Consider the following 25,989-nt stretch of genomic DNA (forward strand, 5'->3'; position numbering starts at 1 on the left):
CAATACTCGCGCCGATGAACAAGCCTGCCGCCCTACCGCGCATCGGGTTGATCGACCCGATGGCCGCGCGCAAGCCGACGGTGTCGGCCTGCCTCGAGATGGCCTTGGCGCAGGCGCCGGGTTTGATCGACCAGGTGCTCGACGGCCTGCTGCTGGCGCTGACCGCGGGGAGCAAGGGCGCAGCCCCGGATGCCCCGCGGCCCGCGCTCTTGCCGGCCATCCGGCAGCTCGTCGAACGGCGTGACTCTTTGCGCAAGGCCTTCACGGGCCAGCTGCGCATTCTTTCCTTTGGCGGCGGCTCGAGCGATCGGGTGCGCACGACCGTGCGGTTCGATGAGCTGCAATTTTTCGATGCGCGAGCGCTCGACGAGAGCATCGAACTCGCGCGCGTGCAGCGCGATGTCGAGGTCGCGGTCAGCGACGTGCGCCCCCGCTTCGATGCGCTGATGAGCAGCGTCATGGGCTGGATCAGCGTGCAGCCCACGATCAACCCCTTGCGCCCCGAGATTTGGGCGCAGGCCTACCGCGATGCGTTTGCGGCGCATTTGCCGGTGCCCGAACTCCGCTCCGAGCTGTTGGCGGTGTCGTCCGGGCGTTTCGCCGCGGGCGTGCGGCAGCTCTATCGCGAGCTTTCCGAGTGGATGGCCGCGCACCAGGTCGAACCCGCGGTGACCGAGCGCACGGTGCTGGCGACGGCAGCGGCTGGCGCTGCCGCAGCGACGGATGCCCCTGCGAGTGAGGCCGCACGGACCGTGCTGACGCTTGAGCGCTTGCGGCGGCTGTTCAACACCGACGTGGGGGACTTGCTGCGGGGGCCGAACCTGGTTGCGCCGGCAGGGGACTTCTTGCACACCGTGCCCGCATGCGTCGTCTCGCTGCAGGACATGAAGCAGGTCGAGGCGATGATTGCTCGACTCGAAGCACAGCGCAGCGCCAAGGGCGGCGCCCGCGCGGCGCGGCAGCAGGCCGATGCCTTGCGCCGCCGACCGCTCGAAGGACGGGCGCTGGCGCAGCAAATCGGCGAGGAAGTCGGCCGCCTCATGGTGGAAAACCTGCTGGCCGATGAGCGACTGCTGCCGCCGCTTCGGGATCAGTTGCGGCGGCTCGAACCCATGCTCGTGTCTTTGGCACGCTCGGACATGCGGTTTTTCAGCGAAGCGCATCACCCGGCGCGGCAGTGGCTCGATCAGGTCACCGACCGCAGCCTCGCCTTCCCGACCGCGGAGGATCCGGGCTTCGATGCGTTTCTGGCCTCGGTCGAGGAGGGGGTCGAGGCCTTGTTGCGCAACCCCGCAGGCGGCGCCGATGCGTTCACGCGGGCGCTGGCCATCCTGAAAGCACACTGGGCCGAGGCCGATCGCCAGCTGCTGCAGCAGCGCGAGGAGGCGGCGCGCGCACTGTTGCACATCGAGCAGCGCAACCTGCTCGCACAGCGCCTGGTCGAGCAATGGTCGACGCGCCTGGCCGACAAGCCCGTGCCGGCGCTGGTGCGCGGATTCATTCTCGGGCCCTGGGCTCAGGTGGTCGCCGAGGCGCAGCTGCGCGGCGTGGCCGACGAGGCATCGGTGCGCGCGTACCAGGCGGTGATCGAGCCACTGGTCTGGAGCGTGCAGCCGCGGCTGGCGCGGCGCAATCCGGCGCATCTGGTGAAGATCATTCCGGGCTTGCTGGCGACCTTGCGCAGCGGGCTCGAACTGCTCGGACGCTCGCCCGAGCAGATCGGGCTGTTTTTCGATGCGCTGATTGCCTGCCATGAGGAGGTCTTGCGCGAGGCCCGGGCGCGCCGGGAGGCGGCGATCGCCGCGGGGCTGGCGGTCGGGGATGAGCTCGAAGGCGTCTCGGCCGAGGAAGCCGAAGCCTCGGGCGATGCGGCGCAAGCCGGCGCGACGCTGGCCGAGGCCGCAGCCGTCATGCCGGCCGATACCCCCTGGCTGGCCGAGAACGAAACCGAGCATTTCGGCTACATCGAGGCCGACGCCGTGCTTCCGGTCGACCCCGAGTCGCCCGAGGTTCCGTGGGATGCACGCGCGCAGGCCGAGGCCGCGAGCGATGCGATCGCCGAAGGCGCCTGGGTCGAGCTCCTGCTCGATGGCCAGTGGACGCGGCTCAAGCTCACGTGGAGCAGCCCGCATCGAACGCTGTTCATGTTTACCTCGAGCCGGGGCCGGGCGCACTCGATGTCGCGCCGCTCGATGGCGCGCTTGCTCGCCAGCGGCATGATCCGCATCGTTTCGGCCGGACTGATGGTCGACGGAGCGCTCGACGCCGTCGCTCAGCAGGCGTTGCGCAACAGCTTGGGGCAACGCTGAAGGCAACGCTGAATAAGTTCCCGTGATGGTGCGCGCCCGGCCGCAGCCGGGATACGGCCCGAAGGCAGAGCGCTGCCGCGCAGCGTCAGCGCCGAGGCACTTCGAAGTCGGATGCGGCGGGCAGCCACAGTCCGCCTACCTCCAGGCTGCGCGCGGCGCGCACGGCGCGCACGGTGGCGCGGGCCACCACCTCGGCGGCCATGACGCACAACACCGTCATGCCGGGCGCATCGCTGCGGCGGGGTGCCCCACCGGTGGCCAGGACGAACAAGGTGTCGCCGTCGGAGAGGGTGTGCACCGGGTCGATGCTGCGCGCCAGGCCGTCGTGGCCGACCTGCGCGAGGCGACGGGCTTGCGCTTTGTCGAGTTGGGCATCGGTGGCAATCACCCCGATCGTGGTTTGGGTACCCGCGAGGATGGGCAGCGGCGGCTCGCCCGCGAGCAGCGCGCGCCGCGTATCGACGAACCCCGTACCGTCGGCGCCGCGCGCGCCGGCGACCAGCTGGCCGCTGTCGGGGTCGCGCACGTCACCGAGCGCATTGCAGGCGACGAGAGCACCCACCGTCACGCCGCCGATCGTGATCGAGGCGCTGCCGATGCCGCCCTTCATGGCCCGCGCCATGCCGAACATCTTGGCGACGGTGGCGCCTGCCCCGGCACCGACGTTGCCTTGGGCGACGGGTGCGCGGCTCGCGGCGGCGCAGGCGGCTGCCCCCGCAGCCGCGTCGGGGCGGATGCGGGCGTCGCCGAGGCCGAGGTCGAACAGCACGGCGGCGGGCACGATCGGCACGCGCGCTGCGCCTACTTCGAGGCCGATGCCGTGGGCTTCGAGCCAGCGCATCACGCCGCCGGCCGCATCGAGCCCATAGGCGCTGCCGCCCGAGAGCAGCACGGCATGCACGACGCCCACGGTGTTGCCCGGTTCGAGCAGGTCGGTCTCGCGCGTGCCGGGGGCGGCGCCGCGCACATCGACGCCGCCGACTGCGCCCTCGCGCGCGAGCACCACGGTGCAGCCGGTGGGCCGACGCGGGTCGGTGAAGTGGCCGACCTCGATGCCGGCGACGTCGGTGAGGCTGTCGGTGGGGGCGGGGCCGGTCATCGCCGTGGCACTCGCGGGCTTCAGCGCTTCTCGATGGCGGTGACGGTGAGCTGCCCGCCCTCGCGCTGGGCCTTGAAGCGCACCGCCTGGCCTACCCCAAGCCCTTGCAGCAGCGCGGGGTCGGCAACGCGAAAAACCATGGTCATGCCCATCATCTGCAGATGCGGCATGTCGGCATGGCGCAGCGTGATCTTGCCCGCCGCGGCGTCGATTTTGCGCACCTCGCCCTCGGTCCAGGGCGATTCGGCGGCGGCCGGAGCCTGCGCGGATGCCGCCGTGGCGTGGTGGTGGCCCATTGGCATGCTTTCCGCAGAAAAAGCGGCCGATGCCACTGTCAAAAGGGACAGGGTTGCTATGGTTTTGATATCCGTTTGCGGGGTCATGTCAGCTCCTTTGAGGTTTGATGGTGCAGGGTTCGATGGGGATCGTCAGTGGTGTGCGTGGCCGCCGGGCTTGTGCGCTTGGGCGTTGGCCGGGGCAGCGGGCCCGGGGGCGGCTGGAGCGGGCGGGGGCGGGTCTGTGGGCGTAACCCATTCGCGCGCCTGGGTGCCTGGCGGTTGGCGGTAGGGGCCGGGGTCGCTGTAGTCGCCCGGCTTCTGATCGGCGCGCACCTTGAGCACGCTGAACATGCCGCCCATCTCCAGCGGACCAAAGGGACCGACTCCGGTCATCATCGGGAAGGTGTTGTCGGGCAGCGGCATTTCCATGCTGCCCATCTCCGCCATGCCTTTGTCGCCCATGGCCATGTAGTCGGGCACGAGCTTGCGGATGCGCTCGACGAGATCGGTCTGATCGACGCCGATCATCGTCGGCACGTTGTGACCCATGGCGCCCATGGTGTGGTGGCTCTTGTGGCAGTGGAAGGCCCAGTCGCCGGGTTCGTCGGCGATGAGCTCGATTTGCCGCATTTGCCCCACGGCGACGTCGGTCGTGACCTCGGGCCAGCGGGCGCTTCGGGGTACCGGGCCGCCGTCGGTGCCGGTCACTTCGAATTCATGGCCGTGCAGGTGGATGGGGTGGTTGGTCATGGTGAGGTTGCCGATGCGGATGCGCACCCGGTCGCCGAGCCGCGCCACCAGCGGGCTGATGGCTGGAAAGACGCGGCTGTTCCAGCTCCAGATGTTGAAGTCGAGCATGGTGTTGACCTGTGGCGTCGCGCTCCCGGGCTCGACCGCGAAGGCGTTGAGCAGGAACGCGTAGTCGCGGTCGACCTCGGCGATCAGCGGATGGCGACCCTTGGGGTGGGTGATCCACAAGCCCATCATGCCCATGGCCATCTGCACCATCTCGTCGGCGTGCGGGTGGTACATGAAGGTGCCAGGGCGGCGCGCCACGAATTCATAGACGAAGGTTTTGCCCGGTTCGATGTGCGGTTGGGTGAGGCCGCCGACGCCGTCCATGCCGTTGGGCAGGCGCTGGCCGTGCCAGTGCACGGTGGTGTGTTCGGGCAGGCGGTTGGTGACGAAGATGCGCACCCGGTCGCCTTCGACGACTTCGATGGTCGGCCCCGGCGACTGGCCGTTGTAGCCCCACATGTTGACGCGAAAGCCCGGCGCCATTTCGCGCACCACGGGCTCGGCGACGAGGTGGAATTCCTTGACGCCGTCTTTCATGCGCCAGGGCAGGGTCCAGCCGTTGAGCGTGACCACGGGGCGGTATGGACGACCGTTGGGGGGAAAGAGCGGCCCAGCCGTCTCGGCGCTGGTTTGCGTCGGCGGCTCGGGCAGGGCGGCCAGCGCCGCGCGGTGGACGGCCGTGGCGGCGACCGCGAGGCCGGCACCCTGGGCCATTCGAGTCAGAAGCTGTCTGCGTTGCATGGTCAATGTCCTTGCGGGGTAGGGGTCGCCGACGCGGCGGTGGGCGCGGCGTCGCTGGGGCGTTCGAGCCCACGGGGCGAGGTGCCGGTGAGGGCGAGTTGCAGTTCGGTGTCGGCGAACCAGAAGTCGCGCTCGGCGGCGATGGCCGAGGCCACGGCGACAGACTGCGCGGCGGCCTGCGTCAGCACATCCCAAGGGCTGGTGAGCATGCCGTTGTAGCGCAGCAGGGTTTCCTCACTGAGCCGCTGGCGCAGCGGCACGAGCTCGTCGCGCCAGTGGCGGGCTGCCTGGTGCGCACGCTGCCACTGCGCCCAGGCGGTGCGTGCTTCCGTGCGGGCGCGCTCGGCGACCTCGCGCAGCTCGGCGCTCGCGCGGGCCAGCTCGGCTTGGGCGCGTGCGTTGCGGGCGCCGCCGGCGTCGAACAGCGGCAGCGAAAGCTCCAGCTCGACGCCGCGCTGGGTCCTGCGGCCGGCCGGGTCGCTGATGCGGTTGCGATCGACGCCGAGCGTCAGCGTGTCGAGGGCTCCGGTGCTGCGGGTCGCGCCCAGCGCCTCGGCGCGTTGCTGTGCCTGTTCGCGCGCGGCGCGCAGGTCCAGCCGCTCGGCGAGGGCCCGCCGTTCGGCAGCGGCCACGTCGAGCGGCAGCTGGGCCGGCAGATCGGGCAGGCGTTCGGGCAGCCGGAAGCGCTCGGGCGCGTCGGCAAGCCCGATCGCCCGCGCGAGCCGCTCCCGGGCGAGGCCGGCGGCGTGCTCGGCCGCCAAGCTGCGCTGGCGCGCTTCGGCCAGAGCGAGTTCGGCTTGCCCGAGCTGCCACGCGCTCCAGTTGCCGGCGCGGACCATGCGTCGGCCCAGCTCCACGCCGAGTTCGGCGGCTTCCTGCGCTGCAGCGGTCTGGCGTGCCATCAAGGCTGCGGCCACTGCGTCGACCCAGGCGTTGCGCGCCTGCGCCGCGAGCAGCAGCACGCGCTGGGCGGCTTGCCAGCGGGCGGCGGCCTCGGCGCGCTCGGCGGCGCGCTGCCGCCAGGGCAGTGTCACCAGGCCCAAGAGGTCGAAACGCAAGGCCCGGTCGAGCTCGCGCGCGTCGCCCTCGCGCAAGCGCGCCAGCGCCAGCTGCGGGTTGGGCAGTTGCGCGTCCAGTCGCGCCTCGGCCTGGCTCAGTTGCAGCTCGGCGAGCAGGGTTTGCATTTGCGGGTGCCGCAACAGCGCGATGCGCACTGCGCTGGCGTCGCTGAGCGGCTCGGCCAGCCACGCATCGATGCGCGCATCGACCGGTGCTGCAGCGGCGGTTGCCCCGACGCTGTCGGGCAGCGGTGAGAGGTCAGCCGCGCCGACGGCGAGCGACCCGGTGCGCCCGGCGATCGCCTCGGCCACGGTTTGCTGCGGGGGCACGCCCGGCGTGCTGGCGCAGCCCGCGAGGACGCATGCGGCCAGCAGCGGCGTCCAGCGCCCCCCTGGAGAGAGATTTTTGAATGAAAACCTCGTATTCCCGGCGTGAAACGGACATCGAGTGCTATGAAAAATGAATCTCAAAGAACGGGCTTAGGGCAACGCTGAATAAGTTCCCGCGATGGCGCGCGCCCGGCCGCGGGATGGGATGCGAGGCGCAAACCGCAGCCATAGCCGAAGCTATGGCGAGGATTTGCAACGAAGCAGACCGCCCGCAGCCGGGATGCGCGACGCGCGAGGGGCTTGTTCAGCGTTGCCTTAGACGTCACGGCCGCGCGCTTGGGCGTGGCCTCGTGCGTCAGCACATGGGGAATGCAGCGATGGGCGGGCGCAGGTCGGGGGCGTGGTGCAGCGCCAGCCCGTGCGGCAGGCGCGCTGAGGGCGGGGCGGTGGGCAGGCGCAGGGCCGCCAGTGCGGGCGTGTCCGGCGCGGCGCAGCTGCCGTGGCAGATGTCGCAGAGCGTGCAGGGCGCGGCATGGCCGTCTGCGTGGCCTTTGGAGGCTTCCGTCCGGTCGGCTTGAGGGGCAGACGATCCGTCCTCGCTGGAGGCCGCGCCTGCGGCGGCGTGCATGGGGCAGTCGGACATTTCAGCGCCCGAAGCCAAGCCCCCAGCGGCGGCGCTCATCGGCGCCGAGCCCATGCGCAGCATCTCGAAGGCCATGGCGTCGCCGACCCAGCCGCGCCAGGGCAGCAGCGCGACGAGCAGCAGCAAGAACCAGGAACGCCGAAGCACAGCCATGGCTGGCATCATACCCACCATGGTGAACTCCGTGCTCGACCACGCGTTCTCGTTGCATGGCCTGTTGGCGTTGCTCGGGCTGGGCGTCTATGTGACCGGCTCGCGCACCTTGCACCAGCGGCGCCACCCGTCGGCGGCCGTGGCTTGGGTGCTGGCGCTGGTGCTGATGCCCTATGTGGCACTGCCGCTGTATTTGCTGTTTGGCAACCGAAAGATGGTGCGGCGGCGTGAGCGGGCGGAGCTGGCTGCCGCGAAAGGCTCGAGTGGGGCGGCGCGGACCGGGCCGCTCGAGCCGCTCGCAGCCGCGCTCGGCCTGCCGCCACCGGCGTGTTATGCGCGGCTGCAGATCCATGAGGACGGCGCCGCTGCGGCCGAGGCTTTGCATGCAGGCATTGCGCGCGCGCAACGCGAGGTGCTGCTCAGCACCTTTCTCTACGGCCGAGACGCCTTCGGTGAGGCTCTGGCCGAGGCCCTGGCCGAACGCGTGGCCGCGGGGGTGCGCGTTCGGTTGCTGATCGATGGCGTGGGGGCGTGGCTGGGCGGCCATCCGGACCTGCGGCGGCTCGAGGCGCGCGGCATCGAGGTGCGGCTTTTCGTGCCGCCCTTGCGTTCTGGTCTGCGCGGGCGCACCAATTTGCGCAACCACCGCAAGAAGGTCATCGTCGACGGCCATTGGCTCTGGAGCGGTGGGCGTAACCTCGCTGCCGAATACTTCACCGGCGATGCCCACCGCGCGGCCTGGCTGGATCTGAGCTTCGACCTCGAGGGCGAAGCCGCCGGGCAAGCGCGGGCCTTGTTCGAGCGGGACTGGGCCTTCGCCCAAGGTCAGGAGCCGCCACCCCCGATGCCCCGCGACGCCGAGGCGCCTGGCCCGATGCAGCGCGGAGGCGTTGTTCAGCCTTGCCCGAAGCTGCAACTCATTCCGAGCGGCCCCGACCAGGCCGACGACACCTTGTTTGCCCTTCTGGTGTCGAGCTTCTTCAACGCACGCGAGCGCATCGTCGCGGTCACGCCGTATTTCGTGCCCGACGAAACTTTGCTGCTGGCGCTCACGCTCGCGGCGCGCCGGGGTGTGCGGGTCTCGCTGGTGCTGCCCGAGCGGTCCAACCACCGGCTGGCCGATCTGGCCCGCCACCGCGCGCTGCGCGAACTCGCCGCCGCCGGTGCCGAGGTGCGCTTGCTGCCGCGCATGGTGCATGCGAAGGCTGTGGTCGTCGACGAGGCGCTGGCCTTCGCCGGGTCGGCCAATCTTGACGAGCGCAGTCTGTTTCTGAATTTCGAGCTGATGTTCGCCTGGGCTGAACCCGACGATGTGCGCCGCTTTGCGGCCTGGATCGAGCGCCAGGCTGTCGGCGCGCACCCCTACCACCCACGGCACCCGACGCTGATGCGCGAAGTGGCCGAAGGCCTGCTGCTTTGGCTGGCCTTCCAGTTGTAAGCCGTGCGATGCGCCATGCGCCGCGCTGCATTGGGTCGCGCGGGCGACAAAAGCGGCGGAGCGCTCGCGCCTAGGATCGTCCTTCGTTGCCCGAGGAGCCCCGATGCCGATCCCGACGCCCCCGCTGCGCCCGCACCACCATCACTGGCCCGCGCGGCTGCCGCGGACCATCACGCCGCCGGCCACTTCGCTTTGGGCCAATCTGGACATCAGTGCGCGGCGCTACCCGTACAAGCCGGCGCTGGCGTTCTTTGGGCGCACGTTCTCGTATGCAGCGCTGCACGCCGCGGTCGAGGCGCTGGCAGGATGGCTCGTGGCGCAGGGCGTGGCCCCGGGCGACCGTGTGCTGCTGTGTCTGCAAAACAGTCCGCAGTTGGTGATTGCGCACTTCGCCATCCTGCGCGCCAACGCGGTCGTGGTGCCGGTCAATCCAATGAATCGGTCCGAGGAACTGCAGCATTACATCCGCGACCCCGGCGCCCGCGTGGCCATCACCAGTGCCGACCTCGCGGCTGAGTTCGCCGCTGCAAGCGAGGCCTTGCCCGAAGCCCAACGGCTCGCCCATCTCCTGGTGACCCGCTATCTGGACGCATTTGACCCCGATGCCGAGGAGTCTGACCCGGTGCCTGCGGCTTGGGCACCCTGGCTGCTCGCCGACGCTGCGCTGCCCCGGCTTGCCGACGGCGTCGTGCATCGCTGGCCGGATGCGCTCGGCGCGGCGTTGTCACCGCCGGTGCACATTGCCGGTCCGGGCGATCTCGCGCTGCTGCCCTACACCAGTGGCACCACCGGTTTGCCCAAAGGCTGCATGCACACGCACGCGAGCATCATGCACAACGCCGTGGCCAGCACGCTCTGGGGCAACGGCAGTTCCGAGAACGTGACATTGGCAGTCGCGCCGATGTTTCATGTGACCGGCATGGTGAGCGTGATGCACGCGGCGATTTACATGGGCGCCACGCTGGTGCTGATGCCGCGCTGGGACCGTGACCTCGCTGGCCGCTTGATTTCCCGCTGGCGCGTCAGTCACTGGACCAACATACCGACGATGGTCATCGACCTGCTCGCGAGCCCCAACTTTGCGCAGTTCGACCTCTCGAGCCTCATCTACATCGGCGGGGGCGGCGCGGCTATGCCGCAGGCGGTGGCGCAGCGTTTGCTCGAACAATTTGGGCTGCGCTACGTCGAGGGCTATGGCCTCACCGAAACCGGCGGCCCCTCGCACTCCAACCCGCCCGACCGGCCCAAGCAGCAGTGCCTGGGCGTGCCTTTTCTCAGCACCGACGCGCGGGTGGTCGACCCCGACACGCTGCAGGAATTGCGCGCCGGCGAAGCCGGCGAAATCCTCATCCATGGCCCGCAGGTGTTTCAGGGCTATTGGAAGCAGGCCGGCGCCACGGCCGAGGCCTTCGTCGTGCGGGACGGCAAGCGCTTTTTCCGTTCCGGCGACTTGGGGCGTGTCGATGAGGAAGGCTATTTCTTCATGACCGACCGCTTGAAGCGCATGATCAACGCCTCGGGCTTCAAGGTCTGGCCGGCCGAGGTCGAAGCGCTGATGTTTCGCCACCCGGCGGTTGCCGAAGCCTGCGTCATCGGCGCCCGTGACGCCTACCGCGGCGAAACCGTCAAGGCGGTCGTGGTGTTGCGCGCCGACTGGCGCGGCCACATCAGCGAGCGGGAACTCATCGACTGGTGCCATGCGCACATGGCCGCCTACAAGGCGCCGCGCCTGGTGCAGTTCGTCGAGGCGCTGCCCAAGAGCGGCGCGGGCAAGGTGATGTGGCGCGCGCTGCAAGAGGCCGAGTGGGCCAATTTTGAGGCTTGATCGTTGAATGCCGGCGTCAAACGGTCGGGTCTTGCTATTAAAAAGAGACTTTTCGGTACGCCCCCGCGCTTCGGTATCATGGCCCGGCATGTGCCTCTTCGATCCATCCCATGGCCAAACCCAGCGCACTCGCTGAGCCGCAAGCTGCGCCCGCCTACGGCAAGCCGCTGCAGGGCTGGCGCTTGCGGCTCTACACCATCATTTTCGAGGCCGATACCCGCGCGGGCCAGTGGTTCGACCGCGCGCTGATTGCGCTGATTCTGTCCAGCGTTGGTGTGGTCATGGCCGACAGCGTGCAGTCGCTGCACCAGCGTTTCGGTTCAGTCTTCTCGGCGCTCGAATGGGGCTTCACCCTGATCTTCACGCTCGAATATCTCGCCCGCTTGGCCTGTGTGCGGCATCCCTGGCGCTACGCGACGAGTTTTTTTGGCGTGATCGATCTGCTTTCCGTCTTGCCGACGTACCTCGCGATGCTGTTGCCCGGCGTGCATGCGCTGATCGACGTGCGGGTGTTGCGGCTGCTGCGGGTGTTCCGGATCTTCAAGCTCACCGCCTACATGAGCGAGTTCCAGTCGCTCGGGGCTGCGCTGCTGGCGAGTCGGCGCAAAATCGCCGTGTTCCTGATGGTCGTCGTGCTGGTCGTGGTGATCATGGGCACGTTGATGTACGTGGTCGAAGGACCCGAGAACGGCTACACCAGCATTCCCGTGGCCGTCTATTGGGCGATCACCACCATGACCACCGTGGGCTTTGGCGACATCACGCCCAAAACCGACATCGGCCGCCTCATCTCGTCGCTGATGATGCTCCTCGGCTGGGGCACGCTGGCCGTGCCCACCGGCATCGTCACGTCGGAGATGACCGCCCGCCGCCAAGGCGCGATCACCACCCGAACCTGTCACGAATGCCTGACCGAGGGGCACTTGCCCGAGGCGGTCTTCTGCTACCACTGCGGCGCGCGCCTGCCGCCTTGGCGCCATAGCCGCAGCATCCCCGTCTGATCTTTCGGAGTTTCCACCCATGATGCACGGCATACACCCTCTGCCCCAGGCCCGGCCGGGCGACCTCGGGCTGTGCCCACTGCGGCTGCAGCGCCTGCTCGATGCGCTGCAGGGCGATATCGACCGCAGCCGGCTGCCCGGCGCGGTCGTGCTGATTGCGCGGCACGGGCAAGTGGCTTTGTTCGAGCATCTGGGTCTGCGCGCCCCGCTGCGCGGCGAGCCGATGACGCGCGACACGGTGTTTCGCATCTATTCGATGACCAAGCCGATCGTGTCGGCTGCCGTGCTCATGCTGGTCGAGCAGGGGCGCCTACAGCTCGAAGACCCGCTGGCGCGCTGGCTGCCGGAATTTGCCTCGCTCGAGGTGCTGCAGCCCGGCACTGGCGAGCGCGTGCCGGCGCAGCGCGCGCCGACGGTGCACGACCTGTTGCGGCACACCGCGGGTTTCACCTACGAGTTTTTGGGCAGCACCGAAGTTCACCGCGCCTATGCGCAGGCCCGCATCGGCTCGCGCGAACGCGACAACGCAGCCTTTACCGCGACGCTCGCCACGTTGCCGCTGCTGATCCAGCCTGGCACGGCTTGGGAGTACAGCCGGGCCACCGACGTGTTGGGGCGTCTGATCGAAGTGGTGAGTGGCCAGACGCTGGGCGCTTGGCTGCAGGCGCATGTGTTCGAGCCGCTGGGCATGAAGGACACGCGCTTCGACGTGCCCGAGGACTGGTTGGCCAGGCTGGCCGAGCCCTTTCCCAAGGACCCCGACGGCGCGCCGATGATGGTCGTGACCGATTACCGGCGACCGGGCCGCCATGAGAGCGGCGGGGGCGGGCTGGTCTCGACGGCGCGAGACTATGCGCGCTTCGTGCAGTTCCTGCTCAACCGCGGCACGCTCGACAACGTGCGCCTGCTCGGGCCGCACATCGTCGACTGGATGACCGCCGACCATCTGGGCGATCTGCCGCGCGCCAGCGCTGGCAGCGCGGCCTTGTTGCCGCCGGGGCATGGCTTTGGCCTTGGCGTCGCGGTGCGCACCGCAGCGGGCCTCGCGCCCACGCCGGGCTCGGTCGGCATGTATTACTGGGGTGGGCTGGCCGGCACGAGTTTCTTCGCAGACCCGGCCCTGGGCTTGCAGGCCATCCTGATGATCCAGGCACCGAACCAGCGCGAGTACTACCGCGCGCTGTTCCGCAACATGGTCTACGCGGCGGTGCTGGATTGAGCGCCCACCGCCATGCCTCGCGCGTAAAGAGGCGGGTGCATCAAAAATGCAGCACGACCAGGGCAGCAGCGCCGCCGAGCCCCGCCACTGCGGCTCACTTGCCGGCCTGCTTGGCGCTTTCGTCCATCTTGTTGGTGAACAGCCGAATGAAAAACACGGCCATGCCCAGCATGAAGGCGATGCCGGCAACGCTCATGAGGCCATAGTCGGTCGAAAAGAGGTCTGCGAGTGCTTTCATGATCGAGGTCCTTTTTCAGCAAAACCGCAGAGGCCCAAATGCCCCGCGTGCCGGTTATCGTGCGGCGATCGGGCTGTGCGTCGACTGATCTTTGTCAACACTTTCGCGGTACGCGCAGCAACGCTGATCTGGATCAAATTCAGCGCTGGCGCAGATACAGCCGGTCCGACCAGGTCGCCAGCCATTGCGGCTTGAAGGCCACGAAGATGGCCGTCAGCATGCCGGTCATGAAGCCGTCGCCCCAGGCCAGCAGCCAGCGGCCGACGAGGCCCAAGGCGGTTGCGGTGTGGGCGATGTCGTGACCCATCCACAGCGCGAGACTCGCCCCTGCGAAGGTGCACAGCACCGTGCCGAGAAAACCTCGCCCAAGAATGTAGAGGAAGGGGCGCTCGCCGAACCAGCGCCGCAAGCCCACGCCGAGCCCGAGCGAGAGCGTCGAGGGCACCAGGCCGAACCAGACGATCTGGGCCACGATCTCCGCCACCGGCGCGGGCGTGATGATGGCCGAGAGCAGCCCGACCAGCACGAGCACCGGCACTGCGAGCGGCCAGCCGAGCATCAGCGTCACCGCGCAGGCCCCCGAGAGTTGCAAGGCCAGTGGCATGGCGTGCATGCGCGGCAAGGCCCACAGCCAAGGCAGCAAGGTCAGGCTGGCAAACAGCGGCGTGAGCAAGGCGCTGCCCGATCCGCGCAGCAGCCGCCACGGCCGCATCGACACAGAAACGCCAAGCAAGGCGATGAGGATCAGCGTTTCCAAGCCCACGGAGTTTCCCGGTTTGGCCCAGCGTTGCCTGGCTAAGCGCTCAGGCCAGCTGGTGCCAAGTCTTCAGGGTCGGTGCAGGTTGCCCCGCCGCAGCCATGTAGGGCGGCGCGCGGCAGTGCCTCGGGCCGGGTGACGCTGCCGGTGGCCGGATCGAAGCCGGTGCGCAGCAGGTGCTGCGCGAGTGCCGCGTCCATCGCGTCCGTGTGCTGGGGGAACCACTGCGCCAGCTCGCGCGCGATCACGCGCAGGACTTCGAGGTCGCCGGCGCGGCCGCGCTTTTCGCCCTCGCGCAGCACGTCCATGACGATTTTGTGCTGCATGCTGTGGCAGTTCGAGGCCGCAAAACCCGTGGCTTGCATCCAGGCATCTTCGCGCGCAAAGTGCGCGTCGGTGTGCGCGAGCAGCGCGACATAGCGGTCGATGAGCGCTTCGTCGCTGGCTGACTCGAGGGCGTTGAGCAGGGCGACGAACTCCTGATGCGTCTGGTCCATGGCGGGCACCTCGACCGCCATCGCGTCGGTCCATTCGAGCAGAGCCATGTGGTGGGTCTCCGAAAAAAGCAAAAGTCTAGTCCCGGCGACCGCGGGTCTGCTTGATCCAGGTCAGGTCCGGATCCGCGGTCAGTGCCCGCCGACGGGGTATGCTCCGACGCGTCTTCTCCCCAGCCCCGAACGATGCCCGACGTGACTTTTGCTCCACCCTTGACCCCGGTCGATCGGCTCGGGACGCAGCTGGCGACGCAGGGCTATGCCGTGCTCGGTGCTTCCGACCTGATGCGGCTCGCGGGCGTGTCGCCCGATGCGCTGCACGTCCTCGCGGCCGATTGGTCCGACCTGCCACCCGACCGCTATTTGCGAGATGGCGGTCGGTATCGGCGTCGTCGCCATGCCAGCTTCGTCGTCGAGGGGGATGCGGTCACGCGCACGCCGCACCGCGCGCATTGGCAGCCGCTCGAATACAACGCGCTGCACGGCGGGATCGAGCGTTGGTTCGAGCCGATCGCGGAATCGACCAGCGCGCAGCCGGCTTGGCTGGCGCTGCTGCGTTGGCTGGCCCGCGTGGCCGATGCGCTCAAGGCCAATGCCGATGCCCCGCAGCGTTGGTATGTCGAGGCGCACCAGTTCCGCATCGACACCACCGATGGCATCGGTCGCCCCACGCCCGAAGGGGCGCATCGCGACGGGGTGGAACTGGTCGCGGTGTTTCTCGTTGCGCGCGAGGGCATCAAGGGCGGTGAGACGCGCGTGTTCGAGGCGACGGGGCCCGCGGGGCAGCGCTTCACACTGACCGAGCCCTGGTCGGTGCTGTTGCTCGACGACCTGCGGGTGATCCACGAAACGACGCCGATCCAACCGCTGGCTACCGGCGGTCACCGCGACACGCTGGTGGTCACCCTGCGTCGCGGGGGCTTCCAGGACCCAGAGCCGAGCTGAGGACAACGCTGACTCAGCCTAAGGCAACGCTGAATAAGTTCCCGTGATGGCGCGCGCCCGGCCGCGGGATGGGATGCGAGGCGCAAACCGCAGCCATAGCCGAAGCTATGGCGAGGATTTGCAACGACGCAGACCGCCCGCAGCCGGGATGCGCGACGCGCGGGGGACTTGTTCAGCGTTGCCCTAAAACCCCGCGCGCACCAACAGCGTTGCGAGTTCGGCGGCTGAGCGCACGCCGAGCTTGGCGTACACGCGCGAGCGGTGGACTTCGACCGTGCGCACGGCAATGTGCATTTCGTCGGCGATGACCTTGTTGAGCTTTCCTGCGGCTACATGGCGCATCAATTCGCGTTCGCGTGGCGAGAGACCCTCGATGCGCGCGCGTAACGTACGCAGGCTCGACGCCTGGGCCACCGCCGCGTCACAGGCGGCGAGCCCCTGGCGCACCCGATCGATGAGCACCGCGTCGTGGAAGGGCTTTTCGATGAAGTCGAACGCGCCTTGCTTGAGCGCATCCACCGCCATCGCGATGTCGGCGTGACCGCTGAGGAAGATCACCGGCAGCGGGACGTCCAGGCGTCGCAACTCGTCGAACACCTGCAGACCCGACATCGGCTCCATGCGTACATCGAGCAGGATGCAGGCCGGCAATGGGGCCGGCTCGCGCAAAGCCTCGAGCAGCGCCGGCCCCTCGGTGTACGCCCGAACCTCCAAGCCGTGGGAGGCGAACAGGAAACTGAGCGCATCACGCACCGCGGCCTCGTCGTCGACGAGGTAGACGGTGCCTGTGGATGCAGCAGCAGGGTGTTCGAGCTTCATGGCGTTGTCCTCATGCGGATGCCTGGGTTGCGTCGCGTTCAGACGGGGCCGCACCGTTTGGGCCCAAGGCGTCTGCGGCGACCGGCAAGCGGAAGCTCAGACGCGCGCCGCCCAAGTGTGAGACGCCGCAGTCGAAGGCGCCTCCGTGCGCCTCGACGACGGAGCGGCAGATGGCCAGCCCCAGGCCCAGTCCGTCGGCTTTGGTGCTGTGAAAGGGCGTGGACAGTTCTTCGAAGCTGCGGCCCTGCAGGCCCGGCCCGCTGTCTTCGACATGCACCTGAACGAAGCGGCCGCCGTCCCACTCGGCGCGCACTTCGATTTTGCGGTCGTCCCCGGCCTCGAGGGCATCGGCGGCGTTGCGCAGCAAGTTGATCAGCAGCTGTTCGATCAGCACTTCGTCGGCATCGACGGCCGGCAGCCCCGTGGGCTCACGCCAGCGCAAATCGATGCCCTGGCGCAGGAAGTCATGGCGCAGCAGGGTGTGGACCCGCGTGATCGTCGCCTCGAGCGCCAGCCGTTCGCGCCGGGGCTGGCGCCGGGTGAGGAACTCACGCATGCGTTGCACGATACGGCCCGCTTCCCGCGTTTGCTCGCCCTGGCGCTCGAGCGCTTGCAGCACGACCCCGTCGGTGTAGCCCTGGCGCTCGAGCATCTGCAACACGCCCGCGTTGTAGCTCGCAATCGCGGCGAGCGGCTGGTTGAGCTGATGCGCCAGCGCCGAGGCGATTTCGCCAAAGCTCGACAGCCTCGCCTGTCGGGCCAGGGCTTCGAGCTGACGGCGCTCGCGCTCCTCGAGCTGTTTCTTCGCCGTGATGTCGATGATGGAACCCATCCAGCCGATTTGCCGGCCCTGTGCGTCGATCAGCGGGGACTCGTACACCATCACCGTAATCGGGCGTCCATCTGCATGGCGCCAGACCGCCTCGAAGCCCTCGCGCGGTGCGTGGCCCTGCAAGTTGCGGCGGCTGCGCGTCATGACCTCCTCGAGCGCCTCGGGCGGCCAGTACGGCATCGGTGGCTTGCGGCCGACGAGTTGTTCGGCGCTGTAGCCCACCAACTCGCAGAACGTGCGGTTCACATACAACAGCGTGCCTTCGGCGTCGCGGGCGCGCAGCCCGACGAGCGCGCTGTCTTGCATGGCGCTGCGCCAGGTGGCTTCGGTGCGCCAGGCCGCCTCGGCGCGGCTGACCTGCTGCACCTGTCGACGCAGCAGCACGGTCGCCAGCGCCATCAGCGCCAGGAAGCCCACCATCAGAACCAGAGGCACGGGCGTCCACAGGCGGGGAGTGCGCTCGCGGGCGGTGAGTTCGAGCAGCACGCCGGGGAGCTCTTCGTCGAGTGGAATGCGGTAGCTTTCATGGTCGGGCCCGCGGGCCGGCACGGCTCCATCGTCGACCGAGGCCAGGAGCTGGTCGGCGCTGTCGAGCAACTGCACTTCGTACTTGCGGGCGAGCCACCAGGGCGCGGCATTCTTGAGCAGCACCGGCAGCGCGTAGCGCACCACCACCGAGCCTTCGGGGGCTGGCGGTGCCACGCTGCCGAAACGGTCGGCCGCCGGCGTCGTCGCGGTGGGGTAGCTCGCGCTCAGGTGCGCGGAGAGGCCGGGAAAGCGCTCGCCGCTGCTGTTCTCGGCGCGTCGTGCGGATGCGGCGGGCACTTCGGCGATCACCCGGTTGCCCGCATCGAGCCAGGTCACGCTGAGCCAGAGCCGGCGCAGGCCGGCGACGACTTCGGGGTTTTCGGCCAAGGCGGATTGGGTATGCGGCGTCTTGCGCAGTTGCTCGGCGAGTGTGCGGGTGCGCGAGCGCTCGGCATCGAGTTGCGTGCGCAGCTGCGCGCTGACGTTGAGGGCGTCGGTGATCAGGCTTTGGCGGCGGTCTTCGAGCTCGGCGTTGAACCAATACTGCGCCAGCGCCGCGACGCCGGCCACGAACACGACCGAGGCGAGCAGCGGCAGCAGCCAGATCGCCCGGGTGCTGGGGCTGGCGTTCGCGGCTGGCGCAGGCGTCGAAGTGGGTGGATTCATGGATGTCCCACGGACAGCGCGCGCCAGGGAAAACCCTGATCTCGACGGCGCGCATATGTGGATTTCCACAATGGCGCGAGTGGCGGCTGCGACCGATACTGAGGTGGTTCTCGTTCGAACTTCAGGAGACTTTCCATGACCCGTTTTGCGCGTCGTTCCGTGTTGGCCCTGGCCTCGGCCGCGGCTTTTTCGCTTTCCTTGCCGGCGCTTGCCCAGTCGCCGATTGTCATCAAGTTCAGCCATGTCGTGGCGCAGAACACGCCCAAAGGCAAGGCAGCGGAGTTTTTCGCCAAGCGTGCCGGCGAGTTGACCAAGGGCCGTGTCAAGGTCGAGGTGTATGCCAACAGCTCGCTCTACAAAGACAAGGAAGAGATGGAGGCGCTGCAGCTGGGCGCGGTGCAGATGCTCGCGCCGTCCCTGGCCAAGTTCGGTCCGCTGGGCGTGAAGGAATTCGAAGCCTTCGACCTGCCGTTCATCTTCGACGACTACGCCGAACTGCACAAGGTCACGCAAGGCCCGGTGGGCAAGGCGCTGCTGGCCAAGCTCGAGCCCAAGGGAATCAAGGGCTTGGCCTATTGGGACAACGGTTTCAAGTCCTTCTCGGCCAACACGCCGCTGCATGTGCCCGCCGACTACAAGGGCAAGAAGTTCCGCATTCAATCTTCCAAGGTGCTCGAGGAGCAGATTCGCGCGCTCGGCGCCATTCCGCAGGTGATGGCCTTCTCCGAGGTCTATCAGGCGCTGCAGACCGGGGTGGTCGACGGCACGGAAAACCCGATTTCCAACTTCTACACGCAGAAGATGCACGAGGTGCAAAAGCACCTGTCGCTGACCAACCACGGCTACCTCGGTTACGCCGTCATCACGAACAAGAAGTTCTGGGACGGTCTGCCCGCTGACATCCGCGGTGAACTCGAACAGGCGCTGAAGGAAGCCACCGACTACGCCAACAAGATCGCCCAGGAAGAAAACGACAGCGCGCTGGAAGCGGTGCGCAAGAGCGGCAAGACGACGGTCTACACGCCGACAGCCGAGGAGCGCCTGGCGCTCAAGAAGGTGCTCGCGCCGGTGCACACCAAGATGGCCGATCGGGTGGGCAAGGAGACCTTGCAAGAGATCTATAAGGTCACCGGTTTCGATCCGAACAAGCTCTGATTCCAGGCCAGGGCGCGGCCGCACCGATGTTCAGCATCGGGCGCGCCGCGTCTTTTTTTTGCCGACGGGAGACCGCGCATGAAATTTCTCGATCATCTGGAGGAATGGCTGATCACCTTCCTCATGGCGGGTGCCACGCTGATCATCTTTGTGGCCGTGCTGCACCGCTACGCCGCGGGCTGGCCGATACCGGGCGTGCAGGACTGGCTGCTCTCGCTCAACCTGGGCTGGGCGCAGGAACTGACCATCATCATGTTCGTCTGGATGGCCAAGTTCGGCGCGGCTTATGGCGTGCGCACCGGCATCCACGTTGGGGTGGATGTGCTCATCAATCGCCTCAGCCCGAGCTGGCGCGCGAAATTCATCATCTTCGGCTTGGCGGCCGGTGCTTTGTTCACCTCCATCGTCGCCTGGCTTGGCGCCACCTTCGTCTGGGAAAACGGCGCGCACCACTTCTTTCTGCAGTTGTTCGGCCAGCCGGTTGGGGACATCCCCGAGGGGCCGACGACGCCCGACCTCGAGTGGCCGACCTGGATCGTCTACAGCGCGATTCCGCTGGGCACCGGGCTGATGTGCTTTCGCTTTCTTCAGGTGATGGTGAACTTCATCCGCACGGGTGACCTGCCGCACCACGACCACGGCCATGTGGACGGCCTCGACGCGGGCGAGCCGCCGGTGGACCTCAATCCCTTTGCGCTCGATGAAAACCTGCACCCCAAGCCCGTGGCCGGTGAGGCCGCTTCGAAAGCGAAGGACACGCAGCCATGAACGCGCTCATCATCTTCCTCATCCTGCTGGTGCTGATGCTCACCGGCATGCCGATCTCGATTTCGCTCGGCCTCACGGTGCTGACCTTCCTGTTCGGCTTCTCCCACGTGCCGCTGGAGTCGGTGGCGCTCAAGCTGTTCACCGGCATCGAGAAGTTCGAGATCATGGCGATCCCGTTCTTCATCCTTGCGGGCAACTTCCTCACCCATGGCGGTGTGGCCAAGCGGATGATTCGCTTTGCCACCAGCATGGTGGGGCACTGGTATGGCGGCCTGGGGCTCGGCGGGGTGGTGGCCTGTGCGCTGTTTGCGGCGGTGTCGGGCTCCTCGCCGGCGACCGTCGTGGCCATCGGCTCCATCCTGCTGCCGGCGATGGTGAAGGCGGGCTTCCCGAAGAACTTCGGCGCGGGCGTCATCACCACCTCGGGCGCACTGGGCATTCTGATTCCGCCCTCTATCGTGATGGTGATGTATTCGGTGGCGACCAACACCTCGGTGGGCGCGCTGTTCATGGCCGGCGTGGTGCCGGGGCTGGCGCTCGCAGCCACGCTCGGCGGCGTGACCTACTGGCGCGCGCGCAAGTTTGACTACCCGCGGCTGCCCAAGGCCAGTTGGGGCGAGCGCCTTTCGGCGCTGCGCGAGTCGATCTGGGGCCTGCTGCTGATCGTGATCGTCATGGGCGGCATCTACAGCGGCGTATTCACGCCGACCGAGGCAGCCGCGATGAGTGCGGTCTATGCCTTCATCGTCGCCGTGTTCATTTACAAGGACATGCGGCTCAAGGACGTGCCGCGGGTGCTGCTGAACTCGGCCAACATGAGCGCGATGCTGCTCTACATCATCACCAACGCGGTGCTGTTCAGCTTCATCATGACCAACGAGAACATCCCGCAGGCGCTGGCCGACTGGATGCTGGGCAACGGCTTGGGTGTCATCACCTTCCTGCTGGCGGTCAACGTGATCCTGCTGCTGGCGGGTAACTTCATGGAGCCTTCGTCCATCGTGCTGATCTTCGCGCCCATTCTGTTCCCGGTGGCGATGAAGCTGGGCATCGACCCGGTGCACTTCGGCATCATCATGGTGGTGAACATGGAGGTGGGCATGTGTCACCCGCCGGTGGGGCTCAACCTCTACGTCGCCTCGGGCATCACCAAGATGGGCATCACCGAACTCACGGTGGCGGTGTGGCCGTGGCTGCTGGCGATGCTGGGTTTCCTCGGCGTGGTGACCTATTGGCCCGCCTTGTCACTGTGGTTCCCGCGACTGCTGGGGATGATGTGAAGTCCTAAAACAATAGCGCGAGAAGACCATTTCACGCCGGGGTTCCAAGGAAAAGCCTTGGAACCCCTAGCTTTTTGGGTGTCAGAGCCGCTCGAAGATCGCCGCGATGCCCTGGCCGCCGCCGATGCACATGGTGACGAGCGCATAGCGGCCTTGGATGCGGTGCAACTCGTGGATGGCCTTGACCGTGATGAGTGCGCCGGTGGCGCCGATCGGGTGGCCGAGCGAGATGCCCGAACCGTTGGGGTTGACCTTGGCCGGGTCGAGGCCGAGCTCGCAGGTGACCGCGCAAGCCTGCGCCGCAAAGGCTTCGTTGGCCTCGACCACATCGAGGTCGTTGACCGTGAGTCCGGCGCGCTGCAAGGCCAGTTTGGAGGCCGGCACCGGGCCGATGCCCATGTATTTCGGGTCCACGCCTGCGTGCGCGTAGGCGACGAGCCGCGCCAGCGGCTGCACCCCGCGTGCCTTGGCTGCGTGGGCTTCCATCAACACCACTGCGGCCGCTGCGTCGTTGATGCCCGAGGCATTGCCGGCCGTGACCGTGCCGTTTTCCTTGACGAACACGGGCTTGAGTTTCGCCAGGTCGGCCAGCGTGCAGTTCGGGCGGAAGTGCTCGTCGGTGTCGAAAGCCGTTTCACCCTTGCGGCCTTTGAGCATGACCGGGACGATCTGGCTCTTGAAGTAGCCCGCTTCGGTGGCACGCTGTGCACGCTGGTGGCTTTCGACGGCCAGTGCATCCTGCTGCTCGCGGCTGATGCGGTAGCGCTCGGCCACATGCTCGGCCGTCACGCCCATATGGATGGTGTGGAAGGGGTCGTGCAGCGCGCCGACCATCATGTCGACCAGCTTGGTGTCGCCCATGCGCGCGCCCCAGCGGGTGTTGAGGCTGGCATAAGGGGCGCGGCTCATGTTCTCGGCGCCGCCGCCGATGGCCACGTCGCAGTCGCCGAGCAGGATCGATTGGCTCGCCGAGACGATGGCCTGCAGCCCCGAGCCGCAGAGACGGTTGACGTTGTAGGCCGGGGTTTCCTCGGGGCAGCCGCCGTTGAGGGCGGCCACACGCGAGAGGTACATGTCTTTGGGTTCGGTGTTGACGACATGGCCGAACACCACATGGCCGACATCTTTGCCTTCGACGCCGGCCCGCGCGAGCGACTCGCGCACCACGAGGCTGGCAAGTTCCGTGGGTGGCACGTCCTTGAGGCTGCCGCCATAGGTGCCGATGGCGGTGCGCACACCGCTTGCAATCACGACTTCACGACGCATGGGAATACTCCTGAGTGGGGGCAAAGGCGACAGTATCGCGCCGATTCGCGCTCCAGGAGCCCGTGGCGCCCCGGTCAGCGGCCAGCGTCCCGAGGCTTGCGTGGGGGCGGCGTGTAGGCGTCGCCCTAAAACGGCGGGCGGCTGGTGAAGCGCAGTCGCTCGCCGCTCTCCGGGTGGGGAAAGTCGAGTTCGGTGGCGTGCAGCAAGAGGCGCGGCGCGAGTCCAAGCAGGTCGGGGGGCGCGTAGAGCGCGTCGCCGACGATCGGGTGGCCGAGCGCGAGCAGATGCACGCGCAATTGGTGCGAGCGGCCAGTAATCGGCTCGAGCCTGAGGCGGGTCACTGGCTGGCCCCGCAGCCACTCGTGTGCGCGCACCTGCCAGCGGGTGCGGCTGGGTTTGCCGACTTCGAAATCAACCCGGCTTTTCGGACGGTTGGGCCAGTCGGGGATCAGCGGCAGGTCGATCAGGCCCCAGCCGTCGTCGTGCTCGCTCGGCGCCGATAGATGGCCGCTGACGAGCGCTTCATAGCGCTTGCGCACCGCGCGCTGCGCGAATGCGAGGCTCAAGCGCCGTTGGGCCGTCGGGCCGCGCGCGAGCACGATGAGGCCCGAGGTCGCCATGTCCAGCCGATGGACGACGAGCGCGTCGGGCCAGCGCTGCGCCGCATGGACGCTCAAGGCGCGCATACCTTCGGGCCCGCGGCCCGGCACGGACAGCAGGCCCGCAGGCTTGTCGAGCACCAGCACAGACGCGTCTTCGTAGTGGACGCGCAGCGGGGGCGAGGCGGCCGTGTCGGCTGCCTCAGCGCCTGGCGGATCTAGACCGGCTGGGCCTTCGGCGGCGCCTGCGGTCTCCGGGACCCGACTCGTCACGCTCATGGCGCGGGGGCGGCTGCCGCGTAGGCGAGCACGGCGGCGAGTTCATCGGCTTCGACCGTGCGCGCCGCGCCGAAGCCCGCGACTTGGCGGGCACGGGTTGGGCTCAGCGTGACGAAGCGGAAATCCGCCAGCGCCGTCATCGGCTCGGCTTCGGGAAAGCGCGCCAAATACGCATCACGGGCGCGCTCCCAGGCGGGGCTATGCGGCACGGGCGTCTCGGCGCGCACATCGATGCTCACACGCGGCAAGGCATGGACCGGGCCGGTTTCAGGCTCGCTCGCCATCACCATCAATGCGGCGCGCGGCGCGGCTTGCAGGTTGGCGGTGTGCGGCGCGAGGCCGCTCACGTGAATGACGAAGCCCGCGCCATCGGGCAGCAGCGCGTAAGGCACCATGGAGACGAAGGGTTGCGTGGGGTCCTGCGCGTCCAGCGTGCCGAGCGCCGCCACGCGCTGCGCGCGCAGCAAGTCGCCCAGGGCCCGATGCAGGCGGGGCAGGTGAGAAGAAGGTTCGGTGGCGCTCATGGGGCCTGAGCATGCCGCAAGCGCGTCGATTTCGCCAGCGCGCGGTGCGCGTGCAAGCCTGCCGCGCGGGCCGTCGAGGAGGCGCCGCTCTTGTGCCGATGACCGCAAGTGCGATACTTGGCCCATGCACCGCCTGATGCGTATCCTTGCTTGTTCGTCGTTGGCCGCCAGTCTCGCCGCTTGCAGCAGCCTGCTTCCCCGCGGCAGTTCGGTGACGCTCTCGCCGTTTGCCAGCTACGAGGAGGCCAAGGCTGCGTTCGACCGCATCGAGCCGTACCAGACGCCGGTGGCGAAGCTCGCCGAGCTGGGCTTCGACCCGGCGGCTACGGCCAACGTGACCGTCATTCCCTACCCCGAGGTGGTCGCCCGGCTCGCGCCGCATCCGGGTGTGCCCCTCGACGCGCTCGACCGCGGCGTGCGCGACTGCCTGCTCGCGCAGACCGCCTGCCGCGCGTATGTCTACCGCTTCAGCCAGCAAAGCCGCAAGCGTGAAGGGGAGTTCCTCACCGACTTCTTCAATTTCCGCCGCATTACCCACATCGAGGGCTGGCGTTTCGAGGCCATGGTGGTCGCGCGCGATGGCCTGGTGCTGTTCAAGAATGCGGGTGGCGAGCCGCGCATCGACCTCACCGAGCGGCAGGTCAATCCGCTCGGCCCGTTCCAATCGGGCGGCGAAGCGGCGGCTGGCCTCATCAAGCGTTGAGAGGCTGAGAGGGAATTGGGAACCCAATTCCCTCTCAGCCTCTGAGGAACCGCGGCGTCCGGCCCAGCCCATGCCTGGCCGCGCGTCGTGACTGCCGTTTTTGGGCTGTTTTGGCCTTCACCCCGGCATGAATGGCGGCAGACGACTCCTAAAAAGAGAGCGTCTTTCAGGGGTCAGTCGCCAAGGCTGACGCCGATTTGCCGGGCGGCGTTCAGCAGCGGGTGATCGAGCGGCACGCGCCGTTGCCGACCGGCGACGCGCTCGATTTCGATGCTGCCCATGCGTCCCTGGGTCAGCGTGACCATGTGGCCGAATCGCCGCTGTTGCACCAACTGCGCGGCCTGATTGCCATACTGGGTCGCGAGCACACGGTCAAAAGGGGTCGGCGAGCCGCCGCGCTGCACATGCCCGAGGACGGTGGCGCGGACTTCGCTGTCCAGGCGCGGCTCGAGCCACTCGCGCAACCGGTGCGCGACACCGCCGAGTCGGATCGGGTCGGCGCCGCCGCTGGCTTCGACCCGCCGCTCGATCGTCCACGTGCCGCCGACCGGTTTGGCGCCTTCGCCGATGCAGATCACGGTGTAGCGCTGACGCTTTTCACGCTCGCGGCAGATTTCGAGCACCCGCTCGGGGTCGTAGTCGATTTCGGGCAGCAAGATGATGTCGGCCGCCCCCGCCATGCCCGCCTCCAACGCGATCCATCCGGCGTAACGGCCCATGGTTTCGACGATCATCACGCGGCCGTGGCTCTGGCCCGTGGTTTGGACACGCTCGAGGGCTTCGGTGACCGTGGCAACGGCGGTGTCGAAGCCAAAGCTGCGTTCGCAGGCCTCGATGTCGTTGTCGATGGTTTTGGGTACGCCCACGGTGGCCAGCCCGCGCTGCATCAGCCCGTGCGCAATACTCATCGTGCCGTCGCCGCCGATGGCCACCAGCGCGTCGAGACCCCATGCGCGCGCCTGCGCCACGGCGCGCTCGGCGGTCTCCTCGGACGCGAGCGGGTTGGCGCGGTTGCTCGTGCCGAGTATCGTCCCGCCGTTGAACAGGATGCCGCTGACCGAGGCCCAGTCGAGTGGGCGGCGACGCCCTTCCATCAAGCCGGCATAGCCGTCTTCGATGCCGATGACTTCGGCCCGGCACTGCCGGATGAGCGATTTGGTGACGGCGCGAATCACGGCGTTGAGGCCAGGACAGTCGCCGCCACCGGTGAGGACGCCTATACGCATGGGGGCTCTCCGGTGTAG

At 68.1% G+C, this 25,989-nt stretch carries 24 protein-coding genes; 10 read left to right on the forward strand and 14 right to left on the reverse strand.

What is annotated here, in order from left to right; translation table 11 throughout:
• The first annotated feature begins 14 nt into the window (after positions 1 to 14).
• Positions 15 to 2,309, forward strand: coding sequence for a DUF1631 family protein (locus tag EDC62_RS10425; RefSeq protein ID WP_124223414.1), 2,295 nt, complete (start codon positions 15 to 17; stop codon positions 2,307 to 2,309).
• A gap of 85 nt (positions 2,310 to 2,394) precedes the next feature.
• Here EDC62_RS10425 and EDC62_RS10430 read toward each other — a convergent pair whose 3' ends face one another.
• The 5 genes from EDC62_RS10430 to EDC62_RS10450 all read right to left on the reverse strand — a co-directional run bounded on the left by EDC62_RS10430 (position 2,395) and on the right by EDC62_RS10450 (position 7,409).
• On the reverse strand, positions 2,395 to 3,408 hold the full coding sequence (locus EDC62_RS10430; protein ID WP_124223416.1) for a P1 family peptidase: 1,014 nt from the start codon (positions 3,406 to 3,408) through the stop codon (positions 2,395 to 2,397).
• Between the two features lie 20 nt (positions 3,409 to 3,428).
• On the reverse strand, positions 3,429 to 3,710 hold the full coding sequence (locus EDC62_RS10435; protein WP_124223761.1) for a copper-binding protein: 282 nt from the start codon (positions 3,708 to 3,710) through the stop codon (positions 3,429 to 3,431).
• A 126-nt stretch (positions 3,711 to 3,836) separates the two neighbouring features.
• Positions 3,837 to 5,225: a multicopper oxidase family protein gene (locus EDC62_RS10440; RefSeq protein WP_124223418.1), complete on the reverse strand. Its 1,389-nt coding sequence runs from the start codon at positions 5,223 to 5,225 to the stop codon at positions 3,837 to 3,839.
• 2 nt (positions 5,226 to 5,227) lie between these two features.
• Positions 5,228 to 6,613 (reverse strand): TolC family protein, encoded by a 1,386-nt coding sequence (locus tag EDC62_RS10445; protein WP_124223420.1) that lies wholly within the window; start codon positions 6,611 to 6,613, stop codon positions 5,228 to 5,230.
• 355 nt (positions 6,614 to 6,968) lie between these two features.
• Positions 6,969 to 7,409: a hypothetical protein gene (locus tag EDC62_RS10450; protein WP_124223423.1), complete on the reverse strand. Its 441-nt coding sequence runs from the start codon at positions 7,407 to 7,409 to the stop codon at positions 6,969 to 6,971.
• Between EDC62_RS10450 and EDC62_RS10455 the strand changes: the two genes are divergently transcribed.
• The 4 genes from EDC62_RS10455 (at position 7,408) to EDC62_RS10470 (ending at position 12,892) form a co-directional block, all read left to right on the forward strand.
• Entirely contained in the window at positions 7,408 to 8,847 is a 1,440-nt protein-coding gene (locus EDC62_RS10455; protein WP_245968841.1) for a phospholipase D-like domain-containing protein, read from the forward strand. The genes EDC62_RS10450 and EDC62_RS10455 overlap by 2 nt on opposite strands.
• Positions 8,848 to 8,950: 103 nt before the next feature.
• The gene (locus tag EDC62_RS10460) at positions 8,951 to 10,672 is read left to right on the forward strand and encodes a long-chain fatty acid--CoA ligase (protein WP_245968842.1); all 1,722 of its coding nucleotides are present in this window, start codon (positions 8,951 to 8,953) and stop codon (positions 10,670 to 10,672) included.
• 110 nt (positions 10,673 to 10,782) lie between these two features.
• Entirely contained in the window at positions 10,783 to 11,673 is an 891-nt protein-coding gene (locus EDC62_RS10465) for an ion transporter (protein ID WP_124223425.1), read from the forward strand.
• Between the two features lie 19 nt (positions 11,674 to 11,692).
• A complete protein-coding gene (locus EDC62_RS10470; RefSeq protein WP_170159061.1) occupies positions 11,693 to 12,892 on the forward strand; it encodes a serine hydrolase domain-containing protein in 1,200 nt (399 codons plus the stop codon).
• 94 nt (positions 12,893 to 12,986) lie between these two features.
• On the opposite strand, the gene EDC62_RS10475 is transcribed toward EDC62_RS10470, so the two are convergent.
• From EDC62_RS10475 to EDC62_RS10485, 3 genes are all read right to left on the reverse strand, one after another.
• Entirely contained in the window at positions 12,987 to 13,130 is a 144-nt protein-coding gene (locus EDC62_RS10475; protein WP_124223428.1) for a DUF3149 domain-containing protein, read from the reverse strand.
• 139 nt (positions 13,131 to 13,269) lie between these two features.
• Complete coding sequence (locus EDC62_RS10480; RefSeq protein ID WP_124223430.1) at positions 13,270 to 13,893, reverse strand: hypothetical protein; 624 nt, start codon at positions 13,891 to 13,893, stop codon at positions 13,270 to 13,272.
• 32 nt (positions 13,894 to 13,925) lie between these two features.
• Positions 13,926 to 14,432, reverse strand: coding sequence for a bacteriohemerythrin (locus tag EDC62_RS10485; RefSeq protein WP_124223433.1), 507 nt, complete (start codon positions 14,430 to 14,432; stop codon positions 13,926 to 13,928).
• A 135-nt stretch (positions 14,433 to 14,567) separates the two neighbouring features.
• Here EDC62_RS10485 and EDC62_RS10490 point away from each other — a divergent pair, with 135 nt between their 5' ends.
• A complete protein-coding gene (locus tag EDC62_RS10490) occupies positions 14,568 to 15,326 on the forward strand; it encodes a 2OG-Fe dioxygenase family protein (protein WP_124223436.1) in 759 nt (252 codons plus the stop codon).
• A 183-nt stretch (positions 15,327 to 15,509) separates the two neighbouring features.
• On the opposite strand, the gene EDC62_RS10495 is transcribed toward EDC62_RS10490, so the two are convergent.
• Together EDC62_RS10495 and EDC62_RS10500 are read right to left on the reverse strand one after the other, a co-directional pair.
• Complete coding sequence (locus EDC62_RS10495) at positions 15,510 to 16,145, reverse strand: response regulator transcription factor (RefSeq protein WP_124223438.1); 636 nt, start codon at positions 16,143 to 16,145, stop codon at positions 15,510 to 15,512.
• Between the two features lie 10 nt (positions 16,146 to 16,155).
• Positions 16,156 to 18,171 (reverse strand): two-component system sensor histidine kinase NtrB, encoded by a 2,016-nt coding sequence (locus tag EDC62_RS10500; RefSeq protein ID WP_124223441.1) that lies wholly within the window; start codon positions 18,169 to 18,171, stop codon positions 16,156 to 16,158.
• 135 nt (positions 18,172 to 18,306) lie between these two features.
• On the opposite strand from EDC62_RS10500, the gene EDC62_RS10505 reads away from it, so the two are divergent.
• From EDC62_RS10505 to EDC62_RS10515, 3 genes are all read left to right on the forward strand, one after another.
• Positions 18,307 to 19,326: a TRAP transporter substrate-binding protein gene (locus EDC62_RS10505; RefSeq protein ID WP_124223443.1), complete on the forward strand. Its 1,020-nt coding sequence runs from the start codon at positions 18,307 to 18,309 to the stop codon at positions 19,324 to 19,326.
• A 78-nt stretch (positions 19,327 to 19,404) separates the two neighbouring features.
• Positions 19,405 to 20,094 (forward strand): TRAP transporter small permease, encoded by a 690-nt coding sequence (locus tag EDC62_RS10510; protein ID WP_124223446.1) that lies wholly within the window; start codon positions 19,405 to 19,407, stop codon positions 20,092 to 20,094.
• Positions 20,091 to 21,374, forward strand: coding sequence for a TRAP transporter large permease (locus EDC62_RS10515; RefSeq protein ID WP_124223448.1), 1,284 nt, complete (start codon positions 20,091 to 20,093; stop codon positions 21,372 to 21,374). Before EDC62_RS10510 ends, EDC62_RS10515 begins: the two co-directional genes overlap by 4 nt.
• A gap of 81 nt (positions 21,375 to 21,455) precedes the next feature.
• On the opposite strand, the gene bktB is transcribed toward EDC62_RS10515, so the two are convergent.
• The 3 genes from bktB to EDC62_RS10530 all read right to left on the reverse strand — a co-directional run bounded on the left by bktB (position 21,456) and on the right by EDC62_RS10530 (position 24,042).
• Complete coding sequence (bktB, locus tag EDC62_RS10520; RefSeq protein WP_124223450.1) at positions 21,456 to 22,640, reverse strand: beta-ketothiolase BktB; 1,185 nt, start codon at positions 22,638 to 22,640, stop codon at positions 21,456 to 21,458.
• 125 nt (positions 22,641 to 22,765) lie between these two features.
• A complete protein-coding gene (locus EDC62_RS10525) occupies positions 22,766 to 23,518 on the reverse strand; it encodes an RluA family pseudouridine synthase (RefSeq protein ID WP_124223453.1) in 753 nt (250 codons plus the stop codon).
• A complete protein-coding gene (locus EDC62_RS10530) occupies positions 23,515 to 24,042 on the reverse strand; it encodes a HugZ family pyridoxamine 5'-phosphate oxidase (protein ID WP_124223455.1) in 528 nt (175 codons plus the stop codon). Before EDC62_RS10530 ends, EDC62_RS10525 begins: the two co-directional genes overlap by 4 nt.
• A 136-nt stretch (positions 24,043 to 24,178) precedes the next feature.
• Here EDC62_RS10530 and EDC62_RS10535 point away from each other — a divergent pair, with 136 nt between their 5' ends.
• A complete protein-coding gene (locus EDC62_RS10535; protein WP_170159062.1) occupies positions 24,179 to 24,745 on the forward strand; it encodes a hypothetical protein in 567 nt (188 codons plus the stop codon).
• Positions 24,746 to 24,918: 173 nt separating this feature from the next.
• On the opposite strand, the gene EDC62_RS10540 is transcribed toward EDC62_RS10535, so the two are convergent.
• Complete coding sequence (locus tag EDC62_RS10540; protein ID WP_124223459.1) at positions 24,919 to 25,971, reverse strand: 6-phosphofructokinase; 1,053 nt, start codon at positions 25,969 to 25,971, stop codon at positions 24,919 to 24,921.
• Positions 25,972 to 25,989: the final 18 nt, after the last annotated feature.

It is taken from the genome of Tibeticola sediminis, from assembly GCF_003843835.1.
GTDB classification, from domain to species: Bacteria; Pseudomonadota; Gammaproteobacteria; order Burkholderiales; family Burkholderiaceae_C; genus Tibeticola; species Tibeticola sediminis.

Excerpts from the sequence above, each read along its gene's own strand:
- EDC62_RS10425 (WP_124223414.1), top strand. The coding sequence starts at position 15 with ATGAACAAGCCTGCCGCCCTACCGCGCATCGGGTTGATCGACCCGATG.
- EDC62_RS10430 (WP_124223416.1), bottom strand. The coding sequence starts at position 3,408 with ATGACCGGCCCCGCCCCCACCGACAGCCTCACCGACGTCGCCGGCATC.
- EDC62_RS10435 (WP_124223761.1), bottom strand. The coding sequence starts at position 3,710 with ATGCCAATGGGCCACCACCACGCCACGGCGGCATCCGCGCAGGCTCCG.
- EDC62_RS10440 (WP_124223418.1), bottom strand. The coding sequence starts at position 5,225 with ATGCAACGCAGACAGCTTCTGACTCGAATGGCCCAGGGTGCCGGCCTC.
- EDC62_RS10455 (WP_245968841.1), top strand. The coding sequence starts at position 7,408 with ATGGCTGGCATCATACCCACCATGGTGAACTCCGTGCTCGACCACGCG.
- EDC62_RS10450 (WP_124223423.1), bottom strand. The coding sequence starts at position 7,409 with ATGGCTGTGCTTCGGCGTTCCTGGTTCTTGCTGCTGCTCGTCGCGCTG.
- EDC62_RS10460 (WP_245968842.1), top strand. The coding sequence starts at position 8,951 with ATGCCGATCCCGACGCCCCCGCTGCGCCCGCACCACCATCACTGGCCC.
- EDC62_RS10465 (WP_124223425.1), top strand. The coding sequence starts at position 10,783 with ATGGCCAAACCCAGCGCACTCGCTGAGCCGCAAGCTGCGCCCGCCTAC.
- EDC62_RS10470 (WP_170159061.1), top strand. The coding sequence starts at position 11,693 with ATGATGCACGGCATACACCCTCTGCCCCAGGCCCGGCCGGGCGACCTC.
- EDC62_RS10475 (WP_124223428.1), bottom strand. The coding sequence starts at position 13,130 with ATGAAAGCACTCGCAGACCTCTTTTCGACCGACTATGGCCTCATGAGC.
- EDC62_RS10485 (WP_124223433.1), bottom strand. The coding sequence starts at position 14,432 with ATGGCTCTGCTCGAATGGACCGACGCGATGGCGGTCGAGGTGCCCGCC.
- EDC62_RS10490 (WP_124223436.1), top strand. The coding sequence starts at position 14,568 with ATGCCCGACGTGACTTTTGCTCCACCCTTGACCCCGGTCGATCGGCTC.
- EDC62_RS10495 (WP_124223438.1), bottom strand. The coding sequence starts at position 16,145 with ATGAAGCTCGAACACCCTGCTGCTGCATCCACAGGCACCGTCTACCTC.
- EDC62_RS10500 (WP_124223441.1), bottom strand. The coding sequence starts at position 18,171 with ATGAATCCACCCACTTCGACGCCTGCGCCAGCCGCGAACGCCAGCCCC.
- EDC62_RS10505 (WP_124223443.1), top strand. The coding sequence starts at position 18,307 with ATGACCCGTTTTGCGCGTCGTTCCGTGTTGGCCCTGGCCTCGGCCGCG.
- EDC62_RS10510 (WP_124223446.1), top strand. The coding sequence starts at position 19,405 with ATGAAATTTCTCGATCATCTGGAGGAATGGCTGATCACCTTCCTCATG.
- EDC62_RS10515 (WP_124223448.1), top strand. The coding sequence starts at position 20,091 with ATGAACGCGCTCATCATCTTCCTCATCCTGCTGGTGCTGATGCTCACC.
- bktB (WP_124223450.1), bottom strand. The coding sequence starts at position 22,640 with ATGCGTCGTGAAGTCGTGATTGCAAGCGGTGTGCGCACCGCCATCGGC.
- EDC62_RS10525 (WP_124223453.1), bottom strand. The coding sequence starts at position 23,518 with ATGAGCGTGACGAGTCGGGTCCCGGAGACCGCAGGCGCCGCCGAAGGC.
- EDC62_RS10530 (WP_124223455.1), bottom strand. The coding sequence starts at position 24,042 with ATGAGCGCCACCGAACCTTCTTCTCACCTGCCCCGCCTGCATCGGGCC.
- EDC62_RS10535 (WP_170159062.1), top strand. The coding sequence starts at position 24,179 with ATGCGTATCCTTGCTTGTTCGTCGTTGGCCGCCAGTCTCGCCGCTTGC.
- EDC62_RS10540 (WP_124223459.1), bottom strand. The coding sequence starts at position 25,971 with ATGCGTATAGGCGTCCTCACCGGTGGCGGCGACTGTCCTGGCCTCAAC.